Source organism: Puniceibacterium sp. IMCC21224 (genome assembly GCF_001038505.1).
Classification (GTDB): domain Bacteria; phylum Pseudomonadota; class Alphaproteobacteria; order Rhodobacterales; family Rhodobacteraceae; genus Puniceibacterium.
The window spans coordinates 3,363,759-3,390,040 of record NZ_LDPY01000001.1; the positions used below are offsets into that span (position 1 = coordinate 3,363,759).

Here is a 26,282-nt window from a genome sequence, read left to right on the forward strand (position 1 = left end):
CGCCTTCCAACGAGGGAACCTTACATGGCGCACGCAAAAAATCACGACTACCATATTCTGAGTCCCTCGGTCTGGCCGCTTCTGGGCGCCGTTGGCGGCTTTGTCATGCTCTTCGGAGCGACGTTGATGTTCCACGATCATGGCCCATGGATGTTTCTGATCGGCCTGGTTGCCGTTCTATACGTCATGTTCGGCTGGTGGTCAGAAGTGGTCACCGAAAGCCACGTCGGAGATCACACGCCGGTGGTGCAGATTGGCCTGAAATATGGCTTTATCCTGTTCATCATGTCTGAGGTGATGTTCTTTTTCGCCTGGTTCTGGACCTTCTTCAAACATGCCATGTACCCGATGGGCCCGCTGAGCCCGGCAATTGATGGCGTCTGGCCACCCGCCGGTATCGAAACCTTCGACCCGTGGCACCTGCCGCTGATCAACACCCTGATCCTGCTGTGCTCGGGCGCGGCGGCGACATGGGCACACCACGCGTTGGTGCATGAAAACAACCGCGAAGACATGAAATGGGGCTTGATCCTATCGATCGCGCTGGGGATCCTGTTCACTGTGTTTCAGGTCTACGAATATGGCCACGCGGCCTTTGGCTTTTCCGGTAACATCTATGGCGCAACGTTCTTCATGGCGACCGGGTTCCACGGCGTGCATGTGGTGATCGGAACGATCTTCCTGTTTGTCTGCCTGATGCGCCTGATGGCAGGTCATTTCACCCAAACCACCCATGTCGGGTTCGAGGCAGCAGCCTGGTACTGGCACTTTGTTGATGTCGTCTGGCTGTTCCTGTTCGCAGCCGTCTATGTCTGGGGTGGCTGACTCCAGTGTTTCGCGGTTGAATCCCAACAGCGCAAACCGTTAAAGCAAGGCGCGCCATACCCGGCGCGCCTTTGGCATGATGGGGCCCCCTTGTTGAAGCGAATGATAACACCCTTGCTGTTCGGCCTGATCGGCGCGGCGATTCTCGTCGCCCTGGGCGTCTGGCAACTACAGCGACTGGAGTGGAAGCAAGGCATCCTGAACCAGATCGAAAGCCGCATCATCGGTACAGCGGCACCTCTGCCCGCACGCCCCGATTCTGCGGTCGACCGCTATCAGCCGGTCGATCTGACCGGGACGATCCTACCCGGCGAAATCCACGTCCTGGTGTCCGTCAAACAGATCGGTCCCGGCTACCGGGTGATTTCCCCGTTCGAAACCGCAGGCCGGACGCTCCTGCTGGATCGCGGGTTTATCCCGGTCGAGGATGTGGGCCTTGAACGGCGCGGCGGTCCGGCAACGGTGCGCGGAAATCTGCATTGGCCGGATGATCGCAACTCATCCACCCCCGACAACGACGTAGCAGGCAACATTTGGTTTGCCCGCGACATTGACCAGATGGCACAAGTTCTGGGAGCCGAACCGCTGCTGATCATCTCGCGCGAGGTGTCGCCCGCAGACCTTGGCGTGACGCCCTTGCCGGTGGACACCGTCGGCATTCCCAACGATCACTTGCAATACGCCATCACATGGTTCTCGCTGGCCTTGGTGTGGCTGGTGATGACCGCCGCCTATTTGCGGCGCGCACGCAAACCGGAGTAAGAGGTTCAGAGACATGAAATACATCTCGACGCGGGGCCAGGCGCCCGAACTGACCTTTGAAGAGGCAATGCTGAGCGGACTGGCGCGCGACGGCGGCCTGTATGTCCCGGAATCAGTGCCGGTGATGTCCGCCGGGGATATCCGCGCCCTGCATGGCCTGCCGTATGAAGAAGTCGCGTTTCGGGTGATGCGCCCCTTTGTCGGCGACGGTTTCACGGACGAAGTCTTTGCCGACCTGATTGCCAAGGCCTATGCCGGGTTCGGTCACGCCGCGCGCGCGCCACTGGTGCAACTGGCACCAGGGCACTTCTTGCTGGAATTGTTCCACGGCCCGACGCTGGCGTTCAAAGATTTCGCCATGCAGTTGATCGGCCAGCTGTTCGAAGAGGCGCTGACGCGGCGCGGCGAGCGTGTGACCATCGTTGGCGCAACATCTGGCGACACAGGGTCGGCGGCGATCGAAGCGTTTCGCGGCCTGGACGCAGTTGATGTCTTTATCCTTTACCCGCATGGTCGGGTGTCCGAAGTGCAGCGTCGCCAGATGACCACCCCGGTAGAATCCAACGTGCACGCTATCGCGATGGACGGGCATTTCGACGATTGTCAGGCCCGGCTCAAGGATATGTTCAACGATTTCGACTTTCGCGACGGGGTTCGGCTGGCGGGTGTGAACAGCATCAACTGGGCGCGGGTACTGGCGCAGGTAGTCTATTACTTCTCCTCCGCTGTTTCACTGGGCGCTCCGGATCGCAAAGTCAGCTTTACCGTGCCCACCGGCAATTTCGGCGACATCTTTGCCGGCTACATCGCGAAAAAGATGGGCCTGCCCATCGACCGGCTGGTGGTGGCGACGAACCAGAACGACATCCTGCACCGGTGCCTGACCTCAGGCGCGTACCAGACCGACAGCGTCACGCCGTCGATCAGCCCGTCGATGGATATTCAGGTCAGTTCGAACTTTGAACGCGCGCTGTTCGATGCCTACAATCGCGACGGCCGGGCCGTGGGCCAGTTGATGGACGAGCTGAAAACCGGCGGCTTCAAGGTCAGTCAAGGCGCCTTACAGACCTTGCGCGAACATTTCGACAGCGGCCGTGTCAGCGAGGAAGAGACGCTCGCCACCATCCACGACGCGCAGGCCAGTATGGGCGAGCTTCTGTGCCCGCATTCAGCGGTCGGCGTCCGTGTCGCCCAATTGCAGCGCGATCCGAATGTTCCAATGATCACGCTGGCCACAGCACACCCGGCAAAATTCCCCGATGCCGTGGAAAAAGCCAGCGGCATCCGCCCCCCCTTCCCCAACGCATGGCGGACCTCTATGACAGGCCGGAACGGGTGACCCGCGCCACCAACGATCTGACGGCGCTGGAAACCCTCATCAAGGAGCGCATCCCCTCGTGACTGTACAACTGGCGACACTATCCAACGGCTTTCGCATTGTGACCGAACACATGCCCGGTCTGCAATCGGCCTCTATCGGGATCTGGGTCGGGGCTGGCGGACGGCACGAGCGTGTTGAACAGAACGGGATTGCGCATTTCCTTGAACATATGGCGTTCAAAGGCACCAAGACCCGTTCCGCGCTTCAGATCGCCGAAGCAATCGAAGATGTGGGCGGCTATATCAACGCCTATACCAGCCGCGAGGTGACCGCCTATTACGTCCGCGTGCTTGAGGCGGATGTGGGCCTCGGCCTTGATGTGATCGCCGATATCCTGCGCAATCCGGTGTTTGACCCGCGCGAGATCGAAACCGAACGCCACGTGATCCTGCAAGAGATCGGCCAAGCGCTGGACACCCCCGACGACGTGATTTTTGACTGGTTGCAGGAAAAGGCGTATCCGGACCAGTCAATTGGCCGCACCATTCTTGGTGAAGCGTCGAATGTGAACGGCTTTGGCCGCGACGATCTGGCCCGGTTTGTCAAAGAGCACTACGGCCCCAACCAGATGATCCTGTCGGCGGCCGGCGCGGTCGATCACGACGCATTGGTGGCGCAAGCCGAAGCGCTGTTTGGCGACATGGCGCGGCGCGATGCAGACAATGCCGACGATGCCCGCTTTGCCGGAGGCGAAAGCCGCAACGAAAAGGCGCTGGAGCAGGCGCACTTTGCCCTTGCCTTTGAAAGCCCGGGCTACCGCGATCCGCAATTCTACACCGCTCAGGTCTATTCCATTGCGCTGGGTGGCGGTATGTCGAGCCGCCTGTTCCAGGAAGTTCGTGAAAAGCGCGGGCTGTGCTATTCGATTTTCGCCACAACCGGGGCCTATGCCGACACAGGTATGACCACGATCTATGCCGGGACCAGCGGTGCAGAGCTGGGTGAGTTGGCCCATATCACCATCGACGAGATGAAACGCGCCGCGCAAGATATGTCGCCCGAAGAAGTGGCCCGCGCCCGCGCCCAGATGAAGGCCGGACTGCTGATGGGGCTGGAAAGCCCGTCCAGCCGCGCCGAACGACTGGCCCGTATGGTGCAGATCTGGGGCTCAGTGCCACCAGTCGAAGACACCGTGGCGCGGATCGATTCCGTCACCACCGGCGATGTCAAAGCGTTTGCCGAGCATTTGGCAGGCACGGCACCGGCGGCGTTGGCGCTGTATGGTCCCGTAGCGGGTGCGCCGGGTCTGGGGGAATTGCAGGCGCGTCGGGTCGCCTGATGCTTGCACTGCGGCGCAAGTTGAGGATTGAGACGGATCGTCTGACCCTGCGTCCGCCCCAGCACACAGATTTCAACGCCTGGACCTCGCTGCGCCGGGATTCCGAGTCGTTCCTGACGCCGTGGGAACCGACCTGGGCCGATGACCACCTCAGCCGCAAGGCGTTTACCAACCGCGTCTACTGGGCCAATCGGTCGGTGGCCGCAGGCACTGCCCTGCCGTTGTTCCTGATCCGACGCGAGGATGACATGCTGCTGGGGGCGATCACGCTGGACAATATCCGCCGTGGGCCGGCCCAGGCCGGGACACTGGGATATTGGACCGGGCTGCCCTTTGTCCGCCATGGCTATATGGCCGAGGCGATTGCCGCCGTCACCCACCACGCCTTTTCCCCGCTGGATCTGAGCCGGATCGAGGCCGCCTGCCTGCCGGAAAACGTCGCCTCACGCGGGTTGCTTGAACGGTCGGGCTTTAAATACGAAGGCGTTGCCCAGAGTTATTTGCAAATCAGCGGCCGCTGGCGCACGCATGTGCTCTATGCTGCGCTGCGACTGGACCGGCGCGGGCGGACCCTCGCCGGCTAAGCGTAAGCGAGGCCATTTTAGTACACGTCGAATCCCCCCAGAGACGGTGGTGTTGCAACTTTGCCTGCATAGTGACCCACGCGATTGTGGCCAGACGGCAGGACCGGCTGCGATAAGTTTTGTCAGGAGGTGCCACTGATGAACCGATTCGCCGCTTGCCTGCTGACCCTGAGTTTGCTGAACCCTGCCGCTGTCTTCGCACAAGAGACGCGCCGCCCCAGCCATTGCATCGCCATTGCCGACGCGGCGCCGGGTCTGGAATATCTGCACAGGGCAAGCTGGCAGGAGCCCGTGCCAGACTACAGCGTGCGGATCAGCTATATCGCCCATGCGTCATTCCTGATCCAGACGCCCGGCGGATTGAATGCAGTTACGGATTTCACCGGGTTTGTCGGCAATGCGACGCTGATCCCCGATGTCGTGACGATGAATCACGCCCATGACACCCACTGGACCGCCAATCCCGATCCGGCGATTGCCCACGCCCTGCCCGGCTGGGGTCCATTTGGCGAAGGCATCGAACATCATCTCGATCTGGGTGAAATGCTGGTGCGCAACGTCTCAACCGATATCCGGTCTCAATTCGGCGGGCGCGAGGACAACGGTAATTCGATCTTTGTATTCGAGGTCGAGGGCCTGTGCATCGGTCATCTCGGCCATCTGCATCAGGAACCCAACGACCAGCAATACGCAGCGCTGGGGCGGCTGGATGTGGTGATGGTGCCCGTGGATGGCGGCTATACCATGGATGTTGCGGCGATGATCCGGGTGATTGAGCGTCTGCGCTCCAGCATCGTTATCCCGATGCATTGGTTTTCGGGCAACGCATTGGACTATTTCCTGACCGGAGTCAGCGACGTCTTTGCCATTGATCGACGCGACAGCAATTCGCTTGAGGTGTCTTTGCGTGATCTGCCGTCACGACCCACTGTGGTGGTGCTGCGCCCCGCATGGTTGCGCGATCGCGAATAGTGCGCGCCCGCATCGGAAAATGGGGCTTTTGGTTCCCCGCCGCAACGGGCTAAGTGGCGCTTGGAAAAGCAGGAGACCCAGATGCCGCTGAACCCCGCCGATGACACATTCCTCGCCACAATCACTGCTGCGTTGCCCGACGGCCGCCTGCGCCGGGCCGAACCGCGCTATCTCGAAGAACCACGCGCCCGCTGGAGGAGCATCGCCACACATGTCGCCCTGCCACACAGCGCCGATGAGGTCGCAACCATTCTGCGGCTCTGCACAGCGGCGGGGGTCGGCGTGGTGCCATATGGCGGCGGCACCGGGCTTGTCGGCGGTCAGATTGCACCTGCTGGCATGGCGGCACCGCTGATCCTGTCACTGGAAAAAATGAACAATATCCGTTCGGTTCACCCGGATGAAAATGCCTTGGTCGCCGAGGCCGGTGTCGTCCTCGCCGATGTACAGGCAGCGGCACGGGATCAGGACCGCCTGTTTCCCTTGTCGCTCGCCTCGGAAGGGTCCGCGCGGATTGGCGGTCTGCTGTCCACCAACGCGGGCGGCGTCAACGTGCTGCGCTATGGCAACGCTCGCGATCTGGTTCTGGGACTCGAAGCCGTGCTGCCGGACGGGCAGATCTGGCACGGGCTCAAACGCCTGCGCAAGGACAACACCGGATACGACCTGCGGCATCTGCTGATCGGCGCCGAAGGGACATTGGGGGTGATCACGGCGGCCAGCCTCAAACTTGCGTCGATCCCTGCCGCCACGGGGACCGCCGTGATGGTGGTCGAAAGCCCCGCCGCAGCGCTGAAACTGCTGTCGCTCGCTCGGGGGCATATCGGCGAAGCACTCTCGGCGTTTGAGATCATGAACCGCGCCGGTCTCGACTTTCTGGCTGAGATGTTACCGGACATTCGCCAACCCTTTGCCAGCCCGCCCGAATGGATGGTCCTGATCGAAGTTGGCCTGCCACAGGCCATCGACCCGGCCGAGGCGCTAGAGACGCTGTTTGCCGAAGCGCTGGATCAGGGGTTGGTCAATGACGGCGTGATCGCCCAAAGCACGACGCAGGCCCAGGCCTTTTGGGCGGTGCGCGAACAAATCCCCGAGGCCAACCGCCGCATCGGCGCGATTGCGAGCCACGACATCTCGCTTCCGCTAGGGGCTATCGCGGATTTCATCACTCGCGCGCCGGCATTGATTGCTCCGCTGGGTGATTTCAGGATCAACTGTTTTGGACATCTGGGGGACGGCAACCTGCACTACAATATTTTCCCGACCCCCGGGCGCAGCAAAGGCGACTACGATGACCAGCGCGACGGGGTCAAACACGCCCTGCATGATCTGGTCCACGACATGGGCGGGTCGGTGAGCGCCGAACACGGCATCGGGCGACTCAAGATTGACGATCTGCAACGGTACGGCGATCCGGCAAAACTCACCGCCATGCGCGCGATCAAGGCAGCGCTAGATCCTGCCGGGATCATGAATCCCGGCGCGGTTTTACCGGCAGTCTGAGACTCAAGCCCGATTAATTCTGCGAAATCCGGAACACGCAGCCGTCCGAAATCAATTGCGGCTGCGTCAGGCACAGCCCCTTGGCGGTATCAAAGGCCGACAGAACCTTGGGCACATAATCACGGGTCTCGGCATAGGGCGGAACACCATTGTTCTGCCCGATCGAGTTTTCACCCGCGTTATACCCGGCCAACACAAGGATTGGATCGCCGTCGAACTTCTGCATCAGAAAATCGAGGAACCGAACCCCGCCGCCTATGTTCTGCACCGGATCAAGGCTGTTGCTGACGCCAAAACGCTCGGCTGTGGCTGGCATCAACTGCATCAATCCCTGCGCGCCCGCCTTGCTGACCGCATCGGCCCGCCCGCCCGATTCCACCGACATCACCGCCAGCACCAGCGCAGGCGACACGCGCGTACCAATGGTGGATGTCAGGATGTCCTTGCCATGCCGACCGGCGATATCCTGAAGCGCCTGCAAACGAGGTGCAGCGACCCCCCTGCCCGTTGGCGGCGTACGCAGCTTGACCAATGCCGGTTCCAACCGTCCCGGCCCCGTCGCCCCAAGATCGGGCGAGACCACATCCCAGAACCAGCCATAGCGACCCGGACCACCTGCGCGCCCCGATGATGGCGCCGCTGGTGTTGCGGGCAATGCTGCCGGACGCGGCAAATCAGGCTGTGGCGCGATCTGCACGGTGATCCGTTTTTTGGTGCCGGGCTTTGGAACCTTTACCCGTTTGGCAGAAAATTCGGGAAACGGTGCGGGCGCTTCGGCTGTCACAGGTCCGGAAATCGCCAAGAATACAGCCAAAAAGGCCGCAACAACGCGGTTGATGTTCATTCTGCTTTGTCCTGCCTCGACTGCTTTTCCTGGAAGTGTGACACAATTCACAGTTTTCACCAAGATCGTTGCCAATTTGTGTCTGGACTGTGCCTCAAATCCCATTCTATTTCGTGCAATTTCGCAGATATAAAAAGATAATTACTTTATTTATTATAAAAATCAATAAGTTAACTCATAAATTTCAAATTCTCGGTTTCACCGCAACAAGGTGCGAATCCGGCCAAATTGCTGCCCCAATCCACAGGCAAAAACTCCTCATACCGCAACGGACAGGGTCGTGAGAGAGACGCCCAACAATGTTCGAAGCGGTGAAAGCAAAGAGCAAACAAAACTACTTACCCGGAGAAACACCATGATCAACTTCATCAAAAACTTCCGCAACGACGAAGACGGCGCCGTAACAGTTGACTGGGTCGTCCTGACCGCAGCTGTCGTCGGCCTTGCCATTGCCGCCTATACGACCATCGAAGACAACGCGACCATCCTGATCACCTCGGCCGGCGGCGCCGTGCTTGCACAAGACGATTTCTAAATCACGCTGCGGGCAACCGCAGTGATTTGGCGACCCGGGCATAGTTCAATAAGTAGCCCGGCCACGGTCTAAATTCCACAACACCCCTCGCCCGTTTTGGGCATATTTGGAGACTACCATGATCAACTTCATCAAAAACTTCCGCAACGACGAAGACGGCGCCGTAACAGTTGACTGGGTCGTTCTGACCGCAGCTGTCGTCGGCCTTGCCATTGCCGCCTACACTGTGATCGAAGACAACGCGACCATCCTGATCACCTCCGCCGGCGGTGCCGTTCTTGCCCAGGATGACTTCTAAGAAGACGCTCGTCTGAGCATTTCTCTTCAGTCGGGCGCCGATCCCAATGGCGCCCGACTCTGGAAGGCCCAGAACATACAATCAGGAGGGTTTGAGGATGCTAGAATTTCTGAGCAGGTTTGGCCAAAGCGAAGATGGCGCTGTCAGCGTCGACTGGATCGTCATCACGGCGGCTGTGGTCGGCATGTCAGCCGTCGCGTTTTTCACGGTCGAAGACGCGTCATTTGCACTAATGGATTCGGCCGGCGGCGCGGTGCTTGCCCAGGACGACTTTTAGTCACCGGATCACATTCGCTATGGTCAAAGGCTGAGCCCAGAACGGGCCCGGCCTTTGGTTCGTTTTGGGCCCCTGTTTCTCCGGCCACATTCCCTTGGCCCGCCTCCCTCACAAACTGACGTTACGTAATAGCCCATAGAGTCCAACAACAACCAAGGATTGGACCAGATTTGGACACAATCACCGGGCATCAAGAGAGAATAGCGTCGGGTTTCCATCACTGGAACCTGCGGGAACTAAGACAAAACGCGATAAGCGCGTAAAGGAGAGACAATGCGATTGGTATTTGGACTGGTGTTGCTTGCCGGCATGGCGTTGGCCGGCTTCGCGGTCTTCATGGCCAAAGACTATATCGGGAAATATCAGAACGCCCTGGAACAAGAGCGCGCCCGAGCGGTCGAAGTCGTACCGACGCAGTCGATTTACGTGGCGACGCGAATGATCGCATATGGCGAACAGATCCTGACAGATGATGTGCGACTAGCCCCCTACCCCAAAGAGCTGCTGCCGGAAGTCTTCTTTGATGAGGCGAACCCGCTGACCGATGCTGACGGTCAACTGCGCGTGGCGGTCCGTCAAATCGAAACCAACGAACCGATCATGGGCCTCAAGGTTAGCGAGCCCGGCGGCGACGCAGGTCTGACCTCGCGGTTGGAACGCGGCCAGCGCGCCTTTACCATCAAGGTAGACGTGGCAAGCGGCGTATCCGGCTTTCTGCGTCCGGGCGACCGCGTGGACGTCTATTGGACCGGCCGTATTCCCGGCAATGATCCAAACCTGCCGCAGGGCGACGTGACAAAGCTGATCCAGACCGGTGTGCAACTGATCGCGATCGACCAATCCTCGAACCCGGATGGCAATGACGCGACCATCGCCCGAACTGTGACCGTTGCCGCTCAGCCGCAGCAAGTCGCCGCACTGGCACAGGCACAATCCTCGGGCCGACTGTCGCTGTCTCTGATGAACGCCCTGGACGACACCGTGGCCGAGGCCACCGAAGTCGATCAACGGTCACTATTGGGCATCACGCGCCGTGAACAGAAGGCAGAAGTCAAAGCATTGGAGGTCTGCACCATCCGCACACGCCGCGGTGCCGAAATGGTCGAAATCCCAATTCCCTGCACAAACTAACTCATTATCAATATGTTACCTTAAGGCGTGCCAATTCGGCGCGCCTTGCCATGAGTCGGCAAAAACGACTCTGTTGCCACTTATCCACATAAGAGCGGCCAGCGAACCCATTGATTCTTGCAATAAATCCGAAACTGCCGCACAGTCCGTGGAAATGCAGACGTAAAGATCTGCGAAAGAGGCGTGATCGGAAAGGCAGGTCACATGAAATATGACACGTTTATCAAGGCAGCCCTACTCGGGCTGACCCTTAGCGTCGCCCCGGCGGTGCACACGGCACAGGCAGAGACATTGCGCGTGGTGCAATCAGGGACGGAATCATCGCTAAGTGTGCCGATGAACCGCGCTGTGGTTGTGGAAAGCGAAACGCCCTTTGCAGAACTCAGTATCGCCAACCCGGCGATTGCGGACATCTCCTCGCTATCGGATCGCACGATCTATGTTCTGGGCAAAGCGCCCGGCACAACGACGCTGACGATCCTTGACGCCAACGGCCAGCTGATCACCAATGTGGATGTCAAGGTCGCGCCGGACGTCACTGAGTTCAAAGAGCGCCTACGTCAGATCCTTCCACAGGAACGCATCGAGGTGCGGACCGCGAATGACGGGATTGTCCTGTCAGGCACGATCAGTTCAGCGCAGAAATTGCAGCGCGCCCTGGATCTGGCCGAACGCTATGCACCCGAACGGGTGTCCAACCTGATGAGCGTCGGCGGCGTGCAGCAGGTTATGCTCAAGGTTCGGTTCGCCGAAATGCAACGATCGGTCTCCAAGGCGCTACGGTCATCCGTATCGCTGGGTGGTTCACTGTTGGGCGGCGATCTGGGCGTGGCGAGCGAAACGGGCACATGGCTTGACGGGGACAACGGCTTGGGCAGTCCAGTCGCTACGACGGCCGGCACCGAAGGCGCGGTTTTGTTTGGGTTCAATTCCGGCGGACTTGAAGTTGGCATTCTGCTTGAGGCGCTCGAGTCCAAGGGCGTGGTTCGTACCCTGGCTGAACCAAACCTCACCGCCCTTTCCGGGCAAGAGGCTAAATTCCTGGCCGGTGGCGAATATCCTGTGCCAGTCTCACAGGAAGGTGGGCAAATCACCATCGAATTCAAACCTTTCGGTGTTGAATTGAATTTTATTCCGCGCGTTGTCGACGGCGACCTGATCAACCTAGAATTGACCGCTGCGGTGTCGTCAATCGACGCCAGCAACGGTATCAATCTGGAATCGCTCCGGGTCAACGGCTTCAAACGGCGCGAAACTTCGACGACAGTCGAGTTAAGAGACGGCGAAAGCTTTGCTGTGGCCGGGCTGTTGCAGGACGATTTCACCGACCTTAACGGACAAGTGCCGTGGCTGGGGGATATCCCTGTGCTTGGCGCGCTGTTCCGCAGTGCAGATTACCAGCGCGAACAGTCGGAACTTGTCATAATCGTCACGCCGCATCTTGTGACGCCCACACGTGGCGAGGCACTGGCCCTTCCGACAGACCGGATCAAGCCGCCGTCGGAAAAGGATCTCTTTCTGTTTGGCCGGGTGGCGAACGACACACGCCCGACACGCGGTGCCGCGGGAGAGGTTGCCAAACAGGATTTCAACGGGTCCTATGGCTACGTGATGGATTGATGACGATGCGGGGGCTAAAAGACATGCGGTGTGCAGTAATTTTGGGATGCATGACGGCCCTTGCAGGCTGCTCCAGCGTCGGGAACGATCCGGTGTATACAGCTTTTTACAGCGAAGCCGGATCGCTTGTCGATACGGGCAACTTTGGCAACGCCACAATGAACAACTCGATGATCATGTCGGGTGACAAGCAATATACCTACGACCTGTCGCAGCGCTTTGCCAACGAGGTGCTGTCGACGGTCAACTTTGCCTTCAACAGCGCCGATCTGGATTCCGGGGCCCGTGACACACTGCGCGAACAGGCGCATTGGATCCGGCAATTCCCCGAAGTGCGTTTCCGGGTCTATGGTCACACTGATGCCGTGGGTTCAAACGGCTATAACAAGAGCCTAGGACTGCGCCGCGCCCGCGCTGTGGTCCAATACCTTTCAACGCAAGGTATCAGCACCTCACGACTCGAGGCGGTTGTCTCTTATGGTGAAACCCAGCCGTTGATCGTGACCCAGGGCCAGGAACGCCGCAATCGGCGCACCGTGACCGAAGTGTCAGGCTTTGTCTCTGGCCATCCTTCGGTGATGGACGGAAAATATGCTCAGATCGTCTATCGCGACTATGTTCGCAGTGCCGAGGCGATCTCGGGTCTGACCGGCGTGGATGGCTCGGGCGGTGGCGCGGCGTCTGAATAATCGCCCCCACGTCTGACGGGGCCTATGCCATCCTGCGGGACCAGATGGTCCCGCAAATTCGGCACCATCGCTAGAATGCGATCATCCATAATTACCGTACAATTACGATGTTTCGGCCCTAATGTTGCCTCCTTTTCCCGCCAAATTGCCCTTGTAAGAGCCGGTGTACGCGATCTGAGTCGCCGTATCGGTTTCGGGCATTGACGGTGGGGGTCGCAAGAATTCGTACCTCCTTCTGTCCGTGGCCCCAATGAAAAGGACGCGAGGCATATGACGAGTTCAGAATCGACAGCGGCAGAAGCAGGCACGATTGTGGCATGCACAGTCAGTCGTGAAGTACAGAATTTCGACCTTTTGATTGAAGATATGGAAACCGTTCTGGGCGAAAACTGGGGCGATCTCGGGTTTGACGAAGCATTGGCATTTCTAGGCCAGCATGATGCCCAAACCCTTGAGTTTATTGCCATGGCGATCGACGAAATGGACGAAGGCGATCTGAGTCAGCTGATCCAAGTCATCCAGGCCGCCAAAGCGCGCAGCGTAAAGGTCATTCTGATCGCCGAGGATGTGACCCCTGCATCGCTACATCAACTCCTGCGCTCGGGTGCCGACGAATTTGTCCCCTACCCGCTGCCCGATGGTGAATTGCAGGCCGCCGTGATCCGGTTGCGCACCCCTCCGCCCAGCCAGTCGCTTGTGCTGGCCAAAGCCGATCCCGAAGACAACACGCGTAGTACTGGCACCGGCGTAAAACTGCGCGGTGGTGGTGACGGCGTCCTTATCGCTGTGCAGGGGCTTGCTGGCGGTACGGGCGCGACCACCATGGCCGTCAACATGGCCTGGGAACTGGCCTCGATCAAAACGGATAATCCGCCGCGGGTCTGCCTGCTGGATCTGGGACTGCAATTCGGTTCGGTTTCAACGTATCTGGACCTCCCACGCCGTGATGCGGTGCTCGAACTGCTGTCGGATATCGACTCGATGGACGGCGACAGCTTTGGCCAGGCTCTAGTGACCTTTGACGAAAAGCTTCAGGTATTGACCTCGCCTGCGGATGTGCTGCCGCTCGATATGCTGGGGCCGGATGATGTGCGCAAGCTGATCAACGTCGCCCGCGAGCATTTCGATTATGTGGTCGTGGATATGCCGCCATCCTTTGTGCAATGGTCAGACACCGTTCTGAACCTGGCGCAAGTCTATTTCGCGATGATCGAGCTTGATATGCGGTCGGCGCAGAACGTGGTGCGAATTAAACGGGCGCTGCAATCCGAAGATCTGCCATTCGAAAAGCTGCGATTTATCCTCAATCGCGCGCCCAAGTTCACCGACCTGCAAGGCAAGAGCCGGGTTAAGCGTATGGCCGAAAGTCTGGGCATATCGATTGATCTGCAATTCCCGGATGGAGGCCGCGTCGTGACGCAGGCCTGTGATCATGGCCTGCCGTTGGCCAGCCAGGCGGCCAAAAACCCGCTGCGCAAAGAAATCGCCAAACTGGCGCAATCCCTGCATCAGATCGGCCTGTCCGACGTCGAAGCCGCCTGAAGGAGCTGAGCCATGTTTTCGCGCTATAAAAAGACCGAGTCGACCCCGGCCCCAGTACACGCTCCGACCACCACGCTGGAATCGGTCGAGGCCAGCGCCATTTCCATGCGCAAGCCAATGCCCAAACGCTCGGCCGAAGTTCCCGCACAGGACAAGGACAAGAAGCGCAAGGAGCGGCTGGGCGATATCAAGCTGGAACTGCACCGCGCGTTGCTCGACAACCTGAACCTCGCCGCCCTTGATCAGGCAACCGAGCAGGATCTGCGCGACGAAATCAATTCCATCGCCACCGAGACCCTTCAGGAAAAAGGTCTGGTGCTGAACCGCGATGAACGCAAAACCCTGAATCAAGAGCTGTATGACGAGGTCAAGGGCTTGGGCCCGCTCGAAACTCTGCTTCAAGACGATACGGTATCGGATATTCTGGTCAACGGCCCGCACCAGATCTTTATCGAACGCAATGGTAAGCTGACGATATCGGACGTTGTATTCAAAGACGAAAAGCACCTGATGCGGATCATCGACAAGATCGTGTCCGCCGTCGGTCGCCGCGTCGATGAAAGCAACCCCTATGTGGACGCCCGTCTTCAGGACGGATCGCGTTTCAACGCCATGGTACCGCCGATTGCGGTGGATGGGTCGCTGGTATCGATTCGTAAGTTCAAGAAAGACAAGCTCGGCATTGACGATCTGGTCAAATTCGGCGCCTTCACCGAAGAAATGGCGGTCTATCTTCAGGCTGCCGTTGCCTGCCGTCTGAATATCATCGTTTCGGGTGGTACGGGTTCGGGTAAGACGACAACGCTGAACGCACTTTCGTCGTTTATCGACGACAGCGAACGCATTCTGACGATCGAGGATACCGCCGAACTTCAACTGCAACAGTCCCATGTCGGCCGGATGGAAAGCCGCCCCGCGAACGTCGAAGGCAAGGGCGCGGTAACGCCCCGCGACTGTCTCAAAAACGCCCTGCGGATGCGTCCCGACCGGATCATCGTCGGCGAAACGCGCGGTGAGGAAGTCATCGACATGCTTCAAGCGATGAACACGGGCCACGACGGATCAATGACCACAATCCACGCCAACTCGGCGCGCGACGGTGTTTCGCGTCTGGAAAACATGATCGCTATGGCCGGGATTGAAATGCCGCTCAAGGCGATGCGCTCGCAGATTTCGTCGGCTGTGAACCTGATCGTGCAGGCCAGCCGCCTTCAGGATGGCTCTCGTCGCATGACCTCGATCACCGAAATCACCGGGATGGAGGGCGACGTCATCTCGATGCAAGAGATTTTCCGCTACCAGCGTGTCGGGCTGACGCCCGAGAACAAGATCATCGGCCATTTCACCGCCACCGGCGTGAGGAGCCACTTTTCGGAACGGTTCAAGATGTGGGGATATGACATCCCGGCCTCGATCTACGAGCCGATGGGCAAGGGATAACAGCCATGTTGACCGCAGAACCAATTATCTACGGGCTTATTTTCCTTGGCGTTTTGGGGATGGTCAACGGCATCTATCTGGTCGTCTTTGGCAAGTCGATCAGCCTGAACAGCAAGGTCAACCGCCGTCTTCAGATGCTCGAAAAGGGCAGCCACCGCGAGGCCGTGCTGGCCACACTCCGCAAGGAGATGGACCAGCATATGAAATCGCGGTCGATTCCGCTCTATTCACTGCTGGCGGACCGGGCGCAAAAGGCGGCGATCGCATTCACGCCCAAACAACTCATCATGATGATGGTTGCCGGCGGCGTCCTTGCGTTTCTGGGCCTGACCATCGGCACCGAGGCAACGCTGCCTGTGCGGGCGGTGATGTCAGTCGTGATGGGCGTGGGCGGCATCTATATGTGGGTCAACGGCAAAGCCAAGAAACGGCTGGCGATGATCGAAGAGCAATTGCCAGACGCTGTGGAATTGATGGTGCGCAGCCTGCGCGTCGGGCATCCGTTCTCATCCGCGATCTCAATCGTGTCCAAAGAGCTCAAGGATCCGCTGGCAACCGAATTTGGCGTCATCGCGGACGAAAGCACCTATGGCCGCGATATCGGCGAAGCGCTGAAACATATGGCCGAACGCCTGGACATGCAGGATCTACGCTTTCTTGCGGTCGCCGTGGCGATTCAGCAGCAATCAGGCGGTAACCTGGCCGAGATCCTCGAAGGATTGGCCAAGGTGATCCGCGCCCGTTTCCGTCTGTTTCGCCGGGTCAAGGCAATCACCGCCGAAGCGCAATGGTCGGGCAAGTTCCTGTCAGGCTTTCCGGTCGGCGCGCTGATCGTCATCCAGGTCACCGATCCGCATTACTATGACGACGTTCTGGACCACCCCTGGTTCATCCCCGCCTGCTTTATCGTCGGTATTTTTCTTGTCGCGAACCTTCTCGTGATGCGGGTTCTGGTCAACATCAAGGTCTAAGGTCGCTCCATGGAAACTTTGAACACAATAAACGCGATCATCATCGACGTGCTCGGCCCGGCTGGCCCCCTGATCGTTGTCGGCGGGCTCGCGCTGTTGCTGATCCTCGGTGCGATTCCGCTTTTGATGACGCAAAAGCCAGATCCGCTGGACAAGCTCAAGCAGAGCACCGGCCGCGAACGCCTGGATGCCGAGACCAAGGCGGTTTTGCGTGACACCAGACGCAACGAAAAACTGAACAAATACGCGCAATTCCTCGAACCGCAGGACAAACAGGAATATTCGGCAGTCAAAATGCGGCTGCTTCAGGCCGGCTATCGGACCAAAGACGCAGTGCGGTTTTTCTATTTTGCGCAATTCGCATTGGGGATTGGCGCGCTGGTCGCCGGGGTCAGCTATTTCCTGCTGTTCATCGGCAAGGATCAGGCGACAACGCAGCAGACGCTGATGTACTGCCTCGGGCCGGGCGCTGCGGGCTATATGTTCCCGAAATACTGGATCACCCGCCGGGTCGAGGCCCGCAAAGAAGAGATCGAATCCGGTTTTCCTGACGCGCTGGACATGATGCTGGTCTGCGTCGAGGCTGGCCAGTCGATGGACCAGGCGATTGTCCGGGTCGGTGGAGAGCTGAAGGCATCTTACCCCAGCCTTGCCGATGAATTCCAGATCGTCAGCCACGAGATGAAGGCCGGCAAGGACAAGGGACTGGTTCTGGGCGACATGTCAGAGCGTTGCGGCGTGCAGGATGTGTCATCGTTTGTGACCGTTCTGAGCCAGAGCCAGACCTTTGGTACCTCGATTTCCGACGCGCTTCGGGTTTATGCCGACGAAATGCGTGACAAACGTGTCATGCGTGCCGAAGAAAAGGCAAACAAGTTGCCGACAAAGATGACTTTGACCACTATGATGCTGACGGTACCGCCGCTGCTGATCATCCTCGTGGGTCCGTCAGCGGTGGGGATCACCGAGATGGGCAATATCGGAAAGTAACCAAATGCGCCTGACCCTGTTGGGAAGCGTAATCGCTGTAATCGGATTGGCCGCCTGTTCTTCGGGCGGCTTTTCCGCGTCAAAGGCGCCAACATATGCCCCCGCCATTGATCCGAGGGCAGAGGCCGTGGACGGGCTGGTGGTTGGCCACAGATTGATGGAGGCCGGGGAGTTCGAGCTTGCGCTTGACGCGTTTACCCGCGCCGCTGGAGAACATGGCCTGACAGCGGAATTGCTGAGCGCACTGGGCAGTGCCAATCTCGCCCTTGGTCGTCTAGGTCAGTCGGAAAAGCTGCTGCGCCGCGCGGTCAAGGAGGATCCGGAATGGCCCGAGGCCTGGAACAATCTTGGTGTGGTGCTGATTGAAAAAGGCGAAACAGCCGAGGCTTCGGAAATTTTCCGCAAGGCTTACGCGCTGGATGATGGCCAAAGTGACTCAATCCGTGACAATTTGCGCTTGGCTCTCGCAAAATTGGATAATTCACTTTATGATGTTGACCAAGAACAAGAATATAAATTGGTGCGGCGCGGCAGGGGAACTTTCCTGATCAGCCCGACATCGTGATGAGGCCCGAGCAGTAAAAGGACGCAAACATGCGCCACCCCATCCTTGTTTCCCTCTGCGTGGCGGGGGTTGCCGCGCTGTCCGCCTGCGACAAATCCGGCGGTGCCGAAGCCGCGAAAGCAATGAAAAACGTCAATGTGGTGGATGAAACCAACCTCAACGACGTGATGCTGACCGTTGCTGACCCGAACGAAGCAGTGACCTATTTCCAGCGCGCCAACGCCGAAGATCCAGACCGTATCGACCTGCAGCGCGGCATCGCCCTCTCGTTGATCCGGGCCAAGCGCACAACCGAAGGCGCGCTCGCCTGGGCCAAGGTGACCGAGCATGCCGACGCCACCGATGCAGACCGGGTGGAGTTGGCGGATGCGCTGATCCGGTCCAACGAATGGCCCCGCGCCGAAGCGGTACTGAACGCGATCCCACCGACGCATGAGACCTTCAAACGCTACCGGCTCGAAGCGATGGTGGCGGATTCCAAGAAGGATTGGAAAAAGGCCGACAGTTTTTATGAGACGGCCGTTGGTCTGACAACACAGCCAGCATCGGTACTCAACAACTGGGGCTATTCCAAACTGACGCGCGGCGATTATCCTGAGGCCGAGCGCCTGTTTGTGCAGGCGATCCGACAGGACAACAACCTCTTCACCGCCAAGAACAACTTGATTCTGGCGCGTGGCGCACAGGGAAACTATGTGCTGCCGGTGATCCCGATGACCCAGATCGAGCGGGCTGAACTGCTTCACACACTGGGCTTGTCCGCGATCAAACGTGGCGATATCGAGATTGGCAAAGGCCTGTTCCGCGACGCCATCGAAACCCATCCGCAACATTTCGAGGCTGCAGTGCGCAGCCTTCAGGCGCTGGAAAGCAGCATCTGATCAAGAGGTTATCCGATGGAACTTAGCGTCTGGGCCGCGATGATCTTTGTGCCATTTGTGGTGCCGGTCTGTCTCTATGTCTGTTACACGGACATGGCCGAAATGAAGATCCGCAACCATGCGGTTCTGGCGCTGTTCGTGATTTTTGCCGTGCTTGGCCTGATCGCCTTGCCCTTGCAGGATTATCTGTGGCGCTATGCACATCTTGTCGTGATCCTGTTGCTGGGCATCGTCGCCAATGCGGCTGGGATCATGGGGGCTGGCGATTCCAAATTCGCCGCCGCGGCCGCGCCCTTCATAGCGTTGGGTGATCTGCGGGTTATGATGGCGCTGTTTGCGGCAACCCTGCTTGCTGCGTTTGTTGTCCACCGTCTGGCACGGCGCACCGCCGCCCTGCGGCGGCTGGCACCAAATTGGAAAAGCTGGACCGCTGGTGCCAAGTTTCCGATGGGACTGGCGCTTGGGGGGACGCTGGCGATTTATCTCTGCCTCGGCCTGGCATTCGGCGCCTGATCACTCATGCCCGCCTGCCCCGCAAGGGTCCAGAGCTGGCCCCGGTGTTGCCACAAATCTGGTGTTTTCTCTGCGTGAATAACCACAGGTTTGCCCGATGAACATGAGTCCCACCGCCGTCATGGCTCCGCCGCCGCCCAAGCGTCTGGAAGATCTTCAACTGCCTATGGTCATGATGCGGGACATCATGCTCAAGACCCTGTTTCGCCGAAACACCAATGTAGTGACGGAACTGGCACATGCCCTCCGCCTGCCGATCCCGATCACGCAAGAGCTGATCGACCTGGCGCGCAGTCAACTGCTGGTCGAGGCGATGGGCACGCTGAATGCAAACAGCGGCGGCGAGATGTCGTATCAGCTGACCGACGCGGGCAAGGCCCGGGCGCTCGACGCGCTGGCGCAATCCGAATATTTCGGCGCCATGCCCGTGCGGCTGTGCATCTATGCGGAACAGGTCAAACGTCAGTCGATCAAGAACATTCACATCACCCGCGACCAACTGACCAATGCCATGGGCCACCTGATCCTGCCGCCGTCGCTGTTGTCCGATCTGGGTCCGGCGGTCGGCGCCGGTCGGTCGATCCTGATGTACGGCCCGCCAGGTAACGGTAAATCCTCGATCTCGAACGGCATCCGCGATGCCATGGGCGACAAGATATATGTCCCTTGGGCCATCGAATATTCCGGCCAGGTGATCACGGTCTATGACCCGATCGTGCATTCCAAGGCCGAGCAGGATGTACAGGACCCTACCAAACTGCGTCGCACAAACCGTTTCGACAGCCGCTATGTGATGTGTCAGCGCCCCACAGTCATCACCGGGGGCGAATTGTCGCTGTCGATGCTCGATCTGGTCTACAACCCCACCGCGCGGACCTATCAGGCGCCGCTGCAACTAAAATCCACCGGCGGCATCTTTATCGTCGATGACCTTGGGCGTCAGGCCGAACCGCCGCAAAAACTGGTCAACCGCTGGATTGTCCCGCTCGAAGAGAACAAGGATATCCTGTCGCTGCAATCGGGCGAAAAATTCGAGGTGCCGTTTGACACGCTGGTGATCTTTTCCACCAACTTCCACCCGAACGAGATTTTCGACAACGCGGCCCTGCGCCGGATCTTTTTCAAGATCAAGATCGACGGGCCGGGCCAAGAGGATTTCCTCAAGATCTTTGCCATGGTGGCGCGCAAGAAAAAAATGCATCTGGACGAGGCCAGCCTGGTGCATCTGCTCAAGTCGAAATACCCCACCATCGACAACGTCTATGCAAACTATCAGCCGGTATTCCTGATTGACCAGATGATCGCGATCTGCGATTTCGAAGGCATCCCCTACAAGATGACGCCGGAACTGGTTGACCGCGCCTGGGCAAATATGTTTGTGCGCGACGAAGTGATTGTAAAATGATTGCGACGCAGGGTCGCCCCGTGCGTGGCCCTGCACCTCGAATTTTCGCTTGACGGCACCCGTCAGCTTTCGTACCCAGCCGCACGGTACGGCGCGGTAGCTCAGTTGGTTAGAGCGATCGACTCATAATCGATAGGTCGGGAGTTCAAGTCTCCCCCACGCCACCACCTTTCCTTTCCCGTTTAATCAGCTAGTTCCGATACGTCACTCTAGCGGTTTTGATAAACCTTGCCTGACACTTGCAGCGTGAACCTGCTAAGGTCCAACAAACAGGCGGTACGCCGGTTGGCGGCGCGTGACGTGCCCCTCTGGCTGGGATTCGCCGGATACGAGAGGGGACAGATGACACCGATTATTTTCCGCCGGATACGGGCAGTCTGCCCCGCACAGTTCCGCGACAGTTTGATCGCACTGCTCACCGGAGCGGCACTGGCGTTTGGCCCCCTGCCCCTTGCCGCACAGGACTCGGACAGTGGGGCCGCAAATGCCCCCCGCGTAACAGTGACCCGTGCAGTACGCGATGAAATCGTGACGACAGTGCCAGTGTCAGGGTCATTGTTGCCCCGCAACGAGATCCTGATTTACCCGCAGGTCAGCGGATTCGTCGTCGACGAAATCCTCGCCGATGTCGGCGACATCGTGGCGGCGGGGGATGTACTTGCCCGGATCAATGCGCGAACCTTGCAAGCGCAGTTGGCCCAAGCCCAGGCGGAACAGGCGCGGGCCGAGGCCGGTGTGCGTCAGGCCCAAAGCCAGATCACCTCAGCCGAGGCATCGCAGGTTCAGGCCGAAGCCGCACTGGCGCGGGCGCGCGAACTTAATCGCACCGGCACGGTCAGTGGCGCGGGACTCGAAGATGCGGTCGCCGCCGCACAGACCGCACGCGCAGCCGCAGATTCTGCCCGCGACGGGCTCGCCGTGGCGCAGGCCGCTGTGCAGCAGGCGGCCGCACAAGCATCTGTTGCGGCGCTCGATCTGGATCACGCGACCATCGTCGCTCCGACGGGCGGGCTGATTTCTGCGCGCAATGGTCAGAGCGGATCGATCACCGCCATGTCCGGCGACCCGTTCTACCGCCTGATCGACGGCGGCGTGATCGAGGTCGAGGCCGAAGTCATCGAAACCGCTCTGGGCCAGATCAGCACCGGCGACCCTGTAACGCTGAGAATCGCCGGATTGGGTGAGGTTTCGGGCACAGTGCGGCTGATCTCGCCCACCGTTGATCCGGCCACCCGACTTGGCACGATACGTATCACCACCGGGGCACAGGACGGATTGCGCGCCGGCGTTTTTGCCAGCGGAGAGGTCATCGTTGACCGCCACGAGGGGCTCAGTGTTCTGTCATCGGCGGTTCAGAACACCGGCACAGAAAGCTATGTGCTGCGGGTTCGCGACGGCCATTTGCAGCACCAGCCGGTGATTGCCGGTGTGATCTGGCAGAACCGTCGCGAAATTCTGACCGGACTGGACGAAGGCGACGACGTGGTGGCGCGGGCGGCTGGCTTCTTTGGTGATGGCGATGCGGTGATCGCTGTGCCGGGGACAGCAGAATGAATATGAGCACTTGGGCAATCCGTTCGCCGATCCCGGCGCTGGCACTGTTTCTGGTGCTCTGCGTCGTGGGCATGGTCAGTTTCTTCCGCCTGCCAGTCACACAATTCCCCAACATCGACATTCCGATCATCACCGTCCAGGTCACGCAGGCTGGTGCGGCGCCGTCCGAAATCGCGACGCAGGTCGCCAAACCGATCGAAACCGCCGTCAGCGATGTGACCGGCGTCAGCCACGTCAGCACCACCGCGTCCGAAGGGGTGGCCAGTATCACCATCGAATTCGACCTCGAGGTCGATACCGACCGCGCCCTAAACGACATCAAAGATGCGGTGACCGCCGCGCGCAGCGAATTGCCTGATGACGTGACCGAACCGCAGGTCCGGCGGCTCGACGTCACGGGTCAGGCGATCCTGACCTATGCCGTCAGCGACCCCACCGTCTCAATCGAGGCGCTGTCAGCCTTTGTCGACGATGTGGTGATCCGCGAAATCACGTCGGCCAGCGGTGTCGGCAAGGTTGACCGCATCGGCGGCGCAGACCGGGCGATTGAGGTTGAATTGGACCCCGACCGCCTGCTGTCGCTTGGCTTGACGGCCTCCGATGTCAATACGCAGATCCGGTCAGTCAACATTGATCTAGGCGGCGGCAGCGGCACGTTGGGTGGCCAGGAATATGCCATCCGCGCACTTGGGTCCGCCGCCACTCTGGCGGATCTGGCGGCAACGCCCATCATCACACCGGGCGGTGCAACTGTGCGCCTGGACCAGATTGGCACCATCCGTGATGGCACCGAGGAAATCGCCACCTTTGCCCTGCTCGACGGTCAGCCAGTGGTGGCCATCGGGATTTACCGTTCCACCGGCGCCAGCGACCTGACAGCCGGCGACCGCGCCAAGGACAAGATCGCCGAACTGACCAAGGCGTATCCAAACGCCACTTTCACAATGATCGACGACGCCACGATCTATACCGAGGGCAATTACCATTCGGCCATGGATACCCTTTACGAAGGGGCGGCTCTGGCGATTATCGTGGTATTTCTGTTTCTCAAGAACTGGCGCGCCACCATCATCACGGCGGTGGCATTGCCGCTGTCGATCATCCCGACCTTTATCGTGATGCAATATCTCGGATTTTCGCTCAACACCGTGTCGTTGCTGGGCATCACGCTGGTCACTGGCATCCTCGTTGATGACGCGATTGTCGAGATCGAAAATATCGTGCGCCATATCCAAATGGGCCGCCCCGCCTATGAGGCGTCCGAAGAGGCGGCCTCGGAAATCGGACTGACGGTCATCGCGATCAGCTTTACCATCGTGGCGGTTTTTACGCCTGTCAGCTTTATGTCCGGCATTGCGGGGCAGTATTTCAAGCAATTCGGCCTTACCGTCGCTGTTGCGGTGCTGTTTTCCCTGCTGGTTGCGCGGCTCATCACGCCGATGATGGCGGCCTATTTCCTGCGCGACGGCGCAGCAAATCCCGAGGACGAGCGTGAAGGCCTGATCCTGCGCAGCTATTTGCGGGTCCTGCGCTGGACCCTGAACAACCGGGCAGTGACGCTGATTCTGGGGCTTGCCCTCTTTGCCGGGTCGATCTTTTCCGCGACGTTGCTGCCGACCGAATTTGTACCTGCAGCGGATACCGGGCGTACGATGGTGTCGGTCGAACTGCCGCCGGGGTCAAAGCTGGCCGATACCCGCGAAGTTGGCCGCGACATCAGCGCGATTGTCGCCGAAATTCCCGAGGTCAAAAATACCTTTGTCTACACCACCGGCACAGATACCGAAGCAACCATCGTGGTGAACTTTGGTCAGCGCACCGACCGCACCCGCGGTTTCGCTGAGATCGAGCAGGATATCCGCGCCCGCCTGAGCGGTGTGCCGGATGTTCGCCTGCACGTATCGGCGCAGGGACAGCGCGATGTGTCGATCAGCGTTTTGGGTGACGGTGAACGCGCGGCCGCCGAGGCGGCGCAGGACCTTGCCCGGCAGATTGAAACCGTGCCCGGCATTGCCGCCGCTGACACTGCCGCGGCCTTGGTGCGCCCCGAAATCAGGATCACACCACGCCCGGAACTGGCGGCGGACCTTGGGGTCACGGCCTCGTCCCTCGCCACGACCGTGCGCATTGCCACCATCGGCGACAGCGGGTCCAATGTGGCAAAATTCTCGGACGGAGAGACGCAGATCCCGATTGTCGTGCGCCTCAACGAGGCGTCGCGCAGTGATCTGTTGCTGATGCAGGGACAACGCATCCCCTCGACCCGTGGCGCGCCTGTGCCGCTGCTGGCCGTCGCGGATGTCACTCTGTCGAGCGGCCCGTCAGTGATCTCCCGGTATGATCGCAAATACCGCACTCTGGTCGAGGCGGATCTGGAACCTGGCACCCCCCTGGGCCCCGCCATCGCGGCAATTGACCTGCTGCCGATTGCGCTGGACATGCCACAAGGCACTCAGATTCAGGCATCCGGTGATGCCGAGGTCATGGGCGAAATCTTTACCCAGTTCGGACTGGCCATGGGCGCGGGAATTCTGCTGGTCTACCTTGTTCTGGTGCTGCTGTTTTCCAGCTTTATTACGCCCGTCACCATCCTGCTTTCGCTGCCGCTGGCCATCGGTGGCGCGGTCTTTGCATTGTTTCTGGGCAATTATGCCATCGGATTGTCGGTGGTGATCGGTTTTCTGATGCTGATGGGGATCGTGACCAAAAACGCGATCATGCTGGTGGAATTTGCGATCAAAGGGATCGAGGACGGATTGGACCGCAATGCCGCGATGATTGAGGCCGGGGCCAAGCGGGCACGCCCCATCGTGATGACCACCGTCGCGATGACTGCCGGTATGGTGCCCTCGGCGCTGGCCATTGGCACCGGGGGCGAATTCCGCGCCCCTATGGCAATCGCGGTGATCGGCGGGCTGCTGGTGTCGACGGTGCTGTCACTGCTGTTTGTGCCGTCATTGTTCAGCGCCATCGACGGGTTGAAAACCCGCGCACGTCGCGGGCTGGTCTCAACACTGGGCGCGAATCAGCCGCGCAATGCCGACGCGACAACCACAGGGGTGCAGTAACGCTACTCCGCCGCGCTGCGGGTCAGATCCAATCCGCCGATGTGGGCGATCAGATCGACAATTTCACCGACCCCCTCGCCGTGGCGGAGCGACGCAAAGACAAAGGGACGCCCCGCCCGCATTCTGGTGGCATCCCGGTTCATCACCTCAAGCGACGCGCCGACATACGGCGCAAGGTCGGTCTTGTTGATCACAAGGATGTCCGAGCGGGTGATCGCCGGACCGCCCTTGCGCGGGATTTCTTCGCCTGCTGCGACGTCGATCACATAGATCGTTACATCTGCCAGTTCCGGGCTGAATGTCGCTGACAAATTGTCGCCGCCCGATTCGATCAGCACCAGATCAAGGTCCGGGAAATCGCGGTTCAGATCAGCGATGGCAGCCAGATTGATCGACGCGTCCTCGCGAATTGCGGTGTGCGGGCAACCGCCGGTTTCGACGCCGCGAATGCGCTCAAGCGGCAGCACCTGTAGCCGCATCAGCGCCTCGGCATCCTCCTGCGTATAGATATCGTTTGTCACCACAGCCATCGACAGATGGTCGCGCAGTGCCAGACACAGGGCCGCTGTCAGCGTCGTCTTACCCGCCCCCACCGGCCCCCCAAGGCCCAGCCGCAAAGGTCCGTTTGGCGAAGTCATTCTGTGCCCTCCATC

Annotated in this window: 24 protein-coding genes, 1 tRNA gene and 1 pseudogene; 24 read left to right on the forward strand and 2 right to left on the reverse strand. The window is 59.6% G+C overall.

Features of this window, described 5'->3' with window-relative positions:
* The first annotated feature begins 24 nt into the window (after positions 1-24).
* The 7 genes and pseudogenes from IMCC21224_RS15660 (at position 25) to IMCC21224_RS15690 (ending at position 7,306) form a co-directional block, all read left to right on the forward strand.
* Complete coding sequence (locus IMCC21224_RS15660) at positions 25-825, forward strand: cytochrome c oxidase subunit 3 (RefSeq protein WP_047996131.1); 801 nt, start codon at positions 25-27, stop codon at positions 823-825.
* Positions 826-918: 93 nt separating this feature from the next.
* Positions 919-1,587 (forward strand): SURF1 family protein, encoded by a 669-nt coding sequence (locus IMCC21224_RS15665; protein WP_047997190.1) that lies wholly within the window; start codon positions 919-921, stop codon positions 1,585-1,587.
* Positions 1,588-1,600: 13 nt separating this feature from the next.
* Positions 1,601-2,988: pseudogene (gene thrC / locus IMCC21224_RS15670) on the forward strand (threonine synthase).
* Positions 2,985-4,247, forward strand: coding sequence for a pitrilysin family protein (locus tag IMCC21224_RS15675; RefSeq protein WP_047996132.1), 1,263 nt, complete (start codon positions 2,985-2,987; stop codon positions 4,245-4,247). The pseudogene thrC and the gene IMCC21224_RS15675 overlap by 4 nt, the downstream one beginning before the upstream one ends.
* Positions 4,247-4,831 carry a GNAT family N-acetyltransferase gene (locus IMCC21224_RS15680; RefSeq protein ID WP_047996133.1) on the forward strand — a complete coding sequence of 195 codons (585 nt, stop codon included), beginning with the start codon at positions 4,247-4,249 and terminating at the stop codon, positions 4,829-4,831. The genes IMCC21224_RS15675 and IMCC21224_RS15680 overlap by 1 nt, the downstream gene beginning before the upstream one ends.
* Positions 4,832-4,969: 138 nt before the next feature.
* Positions 4,970-5,803: an MBL fold metallo-hydrolase gene (locus IMCC21224_RS15685; protein WP_047996134.1), complete on the forward strand. Its 834-nt coding sequence runs from the start codon at positions 4,970-4,972 to the stop codon at positions 5,801-5,803.
* An 81-nt stretch (positions 5,804-5,884) separates the two neighbouring features.
* The gene (locus IMCC21224_RS15690; protein ID WP_047996135.1) at positions 5,885-7,306 is read left to right on the forward strand and encodes an FAD-binding oxidoreductase; all 1,422 of its coding nucleotides are present in this window, start codon (positions 5,885-5,887) and stop codon (positions 7,304-7,306) included.
* Between the two features lie 13 nt (positions 7,307-7,319).
* Here IMCC21224_RS15690 and IMCC21224_RS15695 read toward each other — a convergent pair whose 3' ends face one another.
* Complete coding sequence (locus IMCC21224_RS15695) at positions 7,320-8,150, reverse strand: lytic transglycosylase domain-containing protein (RefSeq protein ID WP_047996136.1); 831 nt, start codon at positions 8,148-8,150, stop codon at positions 7,320-7,322.
* 355 nt (positions 8,151-8,505) lie between these two features.
* Here IMCC21224_RS15695 and IMCC21224_RS15700 point away from each other — a divergent pair, with 355 nt between their 5' ends.
* The 17 genes from IMCC21224_RS15700 to IMCC21224_RS15780 all read left to right on the forward strand — a co-directional run bounded on the left by IMCC21224_RS15700 (position 8,506) and on the right by IMCC21224_RS15780 (position 25,629).
* On the forward strand, positions 8,506-8,685 hold the full coding sequence (locus IMCC21224_RS15700) for a Flp family type IVb pilin (RefSeq protein ID WP_047996137.1): 180 nt from the start codon (positions 8,506-8,508) through the stop codon (positions 8,683-8,685).
* A gap of 118 nt (positions 8,686-8,803) precedes the next feature.
* A complete protein-coding gene (locus IMCC21224_RS15705) occupies positions 8,804-8,983 on the forward strand; it encodes a Flp family type IVb pilin (RefSeq protein ID WP_047996138.1) in 180 nt (59 codons plus the stop codon).
* Positions 8,984-9,080: 97 nt separating this feature from the next.
* Positions 9,081-9,260, forward strand: coding sequence for a hypothetical protein (locus IMCC21224_RS15710; RefSeq protein WP_047996139.1), 180 nt, complete (start codon positions 9,081-9,083; stop codon positions 9,258-9,260).
* Between the two features lie 273 nt (positions 9,261-9,533).
* Positions 9,534-10,391, forward strand: coding sequence for a Flp pilus assembly protein CpaB (cpaB, locus tag IMCC21224_RS15715; RefSeq protein WP_047996140.1), 858 nt, complete (start codon positions 9,534-9,536; stop codon positions 10,389-10,391).
* A 204-nt stretch (positions 10,392-10,595) separates the two neighbouring features.
* Positions 10,596-12,011 carry a type II and III secretion system protein family protein gene (locus IMCC21224_RS15720; RefSeq protein ID WP_047996141.1) on the forward strand — a complete coding sequence of 472 codons (1,416 nt, stop codon included), beginning with the start codon at positions 10,596-10,598 and terminating at the stop codon, positions 12,009-12,011.
* 23 nt (positions 12,012-12,034) lie between these two features.
* Positions 12,035-12,700: an OmpA family protein gene (locus IMCC21224_RS15725; protein ID WP_082135331.1), complete on the forward strand. Its 666-nt coding sequence runs from the start codon at positions 12,035-12,037 to the stop codon at positions 12,698-12,700.
* Between the two features lie 270 nt (positions 12,701-12,970).
* On the forward strand, positions 12,971-14,242 hold the full coding sequence (locus IMCC21224_RS15730) for an AAA family ATPase (RefSeq protein WP_047996142.1): 1,272 nt from the start codon (positions 12,971-12,973) through the stop codon (positions 14,240-14,242).
* 12 nt (positions 14,243-14,254) lie between these two features.
* On the forward strand, positions 14,255-15,682 hold the full coding sequence (locus tag IMCC21224_RS15735; RefSeq protein WP_047996143.1) for a CpaF family protein: 1,428 nt from the start codon (positions 14,255-14,257) through the stop codon (positions 15,680-15,682).
* 5 nt (positions 15,683-15,687) lie between these two features.
* Positions 15,688-16,653 carry a type II secretion system F family protein gene (locus tag IMCC21224_RS15740; RefSeq protein WP_047996144.1) on the forward strand — a complete coding sequence of 322 codons (966 nt, stop codon included), beginning with the start codon at positions 15,688-15,690 and terminating at the stop codon, positions 16,651-16,653.
* A gap of 9 nt (positions 16,654-16,662) precedes the next feature.
* On the forward strand, positions 16,663-17,643 hold the full coding sequence (locus tag IMCC21224_RS15745; protein ID WP_047996145.1) for a type II secretion system F family protein: 981 nt from the start codon (positions 16,663-16,665) through the stop codon (positions 17,641-17,643).
* Positions 17,644-17,647: 4 nt separating this feature from the next.
* Positions 17,648-18,208 (forward strand): tetratricopeptide repeat protein, encoded by a 561-nt coding sequence (locus IMCC21224_RS15750; RefSeq protein ID WP_047996146.1) that lies wholly within the window; start codon positions 17,648-17,650, stop codon positions 18,206-18,208.
* Between the two features lie 29 nt (positions 18,209-18,237).
* A complete protein-coding gene (locus tag IMCC21224_RS15755) occupies positions 18,238-19,089 on the forward strand; it encodes a lipopolysaccharide assembly protein LapB (RefSeq protein ID WP_047996147.1) in 852 nt (283 codons plus the stop codon).
* Positions 19,090-19,104: 15 nt separating this feature from the next.
* Positions 19,105-19,602, forward strand: a complete 498-nt coding sequence (locus IMCC21224_RS15760) for a prepilin peptidase (RefSeq protein ID WP_047996148.1) — start codon at positions 19,105-19,107, stop codon at positions 19,600-19,602.
* Between the two features lie 97 nt (positions 19,603-19,699).
* Positions 19,700-21,007 (forward strand): ATPase, encoded by a 1,308-nt coding sequence (locus IMCC21224_RS15765; protein WP_047996149.1) that lies wholly within the window; start codon positions 19,700-19,702, stop codon positions 21,005-21,007.
* 90 nt (positions 21,008-21,097) lie between these two features.
* Positions 21,098-21,174: transfer RNA gene (locus tag IMCC21224_RS15770), tRNA-Met, on the forward strand.
* Positions 21,175-21,349: 175 nt separating this feature from the next.
* Entirely contained in the window at positions 21,350-22,561 is a 1,212-nt protein-coding gene (locus tag IMCC21224_RS15775; RefSeq protein ID WP_197089213.1) for an efflux RND transporter periplasmic adaptor subunit, read from the forward strand.
* A 2-nt stretch (positions 22,562-22,563) separates the two neighbouring features.
* Complete coding sequence (locus IMCC21224_RS15780) at positions 22,564-25,629, forward strand: efflux RND transporter permease subunit (protein ID WP_231582102.1); 3,066 nt, start codon at positions 22,564-22,566, stop codon at positions 25,627-25,629.
* A 2-nt stretch (positions 25,630-25,631) separates the two neighbouring features.
* On the opposite strand, the gene ureG is transcribed toward IMCC21224_RS15780, so the two are convergent.
* Positions 25,632-26,267, reverse strand: coding sequence for an urease accessory protein UreG (gene ureG / locus IMCC21224_RS15785; RefSeq protein WP_047996151.1), 636 nt, complete (start codon positions 26,265-26,267; stop codon positions 25,632-25,634).
* Between the last annotated feature and the right edge of the window lie 15 nt (positions 26,268-26,282).

Excerpts from the sequence above, each read along its gene's own strand:
- IMCC21224_RS15695 (WP_047996136.1), bottom strand. The coding sequence starts at position 8,150 with ATGAACATCAACCGCGTTGTTGCGGCCTTTTTGGCTGTATTCTTGGCG.
- IMCC21224_RS15700 (WP_047996137.1), top strand. The coding sequence starts at position 8,506 with ATGATCAACTTCATCAAAAACTTCCGCAACGACGAAGACGGCGCCGTA.
- IMCC21224_RS15680 (WP_047996133.1), top strand. The coding sequence starts at position 4,247 with ATGCTTGCACTGCGGCGCAAGTTGAGGATTGAGACGGATCGTCTGACC.
- IMCC21224_RS15710 (WP_047996139.1), top strand. The coding sequence starts at position 9,081 with ATGCTAGAATTTCTGAGCAGGTTTGGCCAAAGCGAAGATGGCGCTGTC.
- IMCC21224_RS15705 (WP_047996138.1), top strand. The coding sequence starts at position 8,804 with ATGATCAACTTCATCAAAAACTTCCGCAACGACGAAGACGGCGCCGTA.
- IMCC21224_RS15725 (WP_082135331.1), top strand. The coding sequence starts at position 12,035 with ATGCGGTGTGCAGTAATTTTGGGATGCATGACGGCCCTTGCAGGCTGC.
- IMCC21224_RS15765 (WP_047996149.1), top strand. The coding sequence starts at position 19,700 with ATGAACATGAGTCCCACCGCCGTCATGGCTCCGCCGCCGCCCAAGCGT.
- IMCC21224_RS15740 (WP_047996144.1), top strand. The coding sequence starts at position 15,688 with ATGTTGACCGCAGAACCAATTATCTACGGGCTTATTTTCCTTGGCGTT.
- ureG (WP_047996151.1), bottom strand. The coding sequence starts at position 26,267 with ATGACTTCGCCAAACGGACCTTTGCGGCTGGGCCTTGGGGGGCCGGTG.
- IMCC21224_RS15690 (WP_047996135.1), top strand. The coding sequence starts at position 5,885 with ATGCCGCTGAACCCCGCCGATGACACATTCCTCGCCACAATCACTGCT.
- IMCC21224_RS15745 (WP_047996145.1), top strand. The coding sequence starts at position 16,663 with ATGGAAACTTTGAACACAATAAACGCGATCATCATCGACGTGCTCGGC.
- IMCC21224_RS15755 (WP_047996147.1), top strand. The coding sequence starts at position 18,238 with ATGCGCCACCCCATCCTTGTTTCCCTCTGCGTGGCGGGGGTTGCCGCG.
- IMCC21224_RS15720 (WP_047996141.1), top strand. The coding sequence starts at position 10,596 with ATGAAATATGACACGTTTATCAAGGCAGCCCTACTCGGGCTGACCCTT.
- IMCC21224_RS15685 (WP_047996134.1), top strand. The coding sequence starts at position 4,970 with ATGAACCGATTCGCCGCTTGCCTGCTGACCCTGAGTTTGCTGAACCCT.
- IMCC21224_RS15775 (WP_197089213.1), top strand. The coding sequence starts at position 21,350 with ATGACACCGATTATTTTCCGCCGGATACGGGCAGTCTGCCCCGCACAG.
- IMCC21224_RS15735 (WP_047996143.1), top strand. The coding sequence starts at position 14,255 with ATGTTTTCGCGCTATAAAAAGACCGAGTCGACCCCGGCCCCAGTACAC.
- IMCC21224_RS15730 (WP_047996142.1), top strand. The coding sequence starts at position 12,971 with ATGACGAGTTCAGAATCGACAGCGGCAGAAGCAGGCACGATTGTGGCA.
- IMCC21224_RS15660 (WP_047996131.1), top strand. The coding sequence starts at position 25 with ATGGCGCACGCAAAAAATCACGACTACCATATTCTGAGTCCCTCGGTC.
- IMCC21224_RS15780 (WP_231582102.1), top strand. The coding sequence starts at position 22,564 with ATGAGCACTTGGGCAATCCGTTCGCCGATCCCGGCGCTGGCACTGTTT.
- IMCC21224_RS15760 (WP_047996148.1), top strand. The coding sequence starts at position 19,105 with ATGGAACTTAGCGTCTGGGCCGCGATGATCTTTGTGCCATTTGTGGTG.
- IMCC21224_RS15750 (WP_047996146.1), top strand. The coding sequence starts at position 17,648 with ATGCGCCTGACCCTGTTGGGAAGCGTAATCGCTGTAATCGGATTGGCC.
- cpaB (WP_047996140.1), top strand. The coding sequence starts at position 9,534 with ATGCGATTGGTATTTGGACTGGTGTTGCTTGCCGGCATGGCGTTGGCC.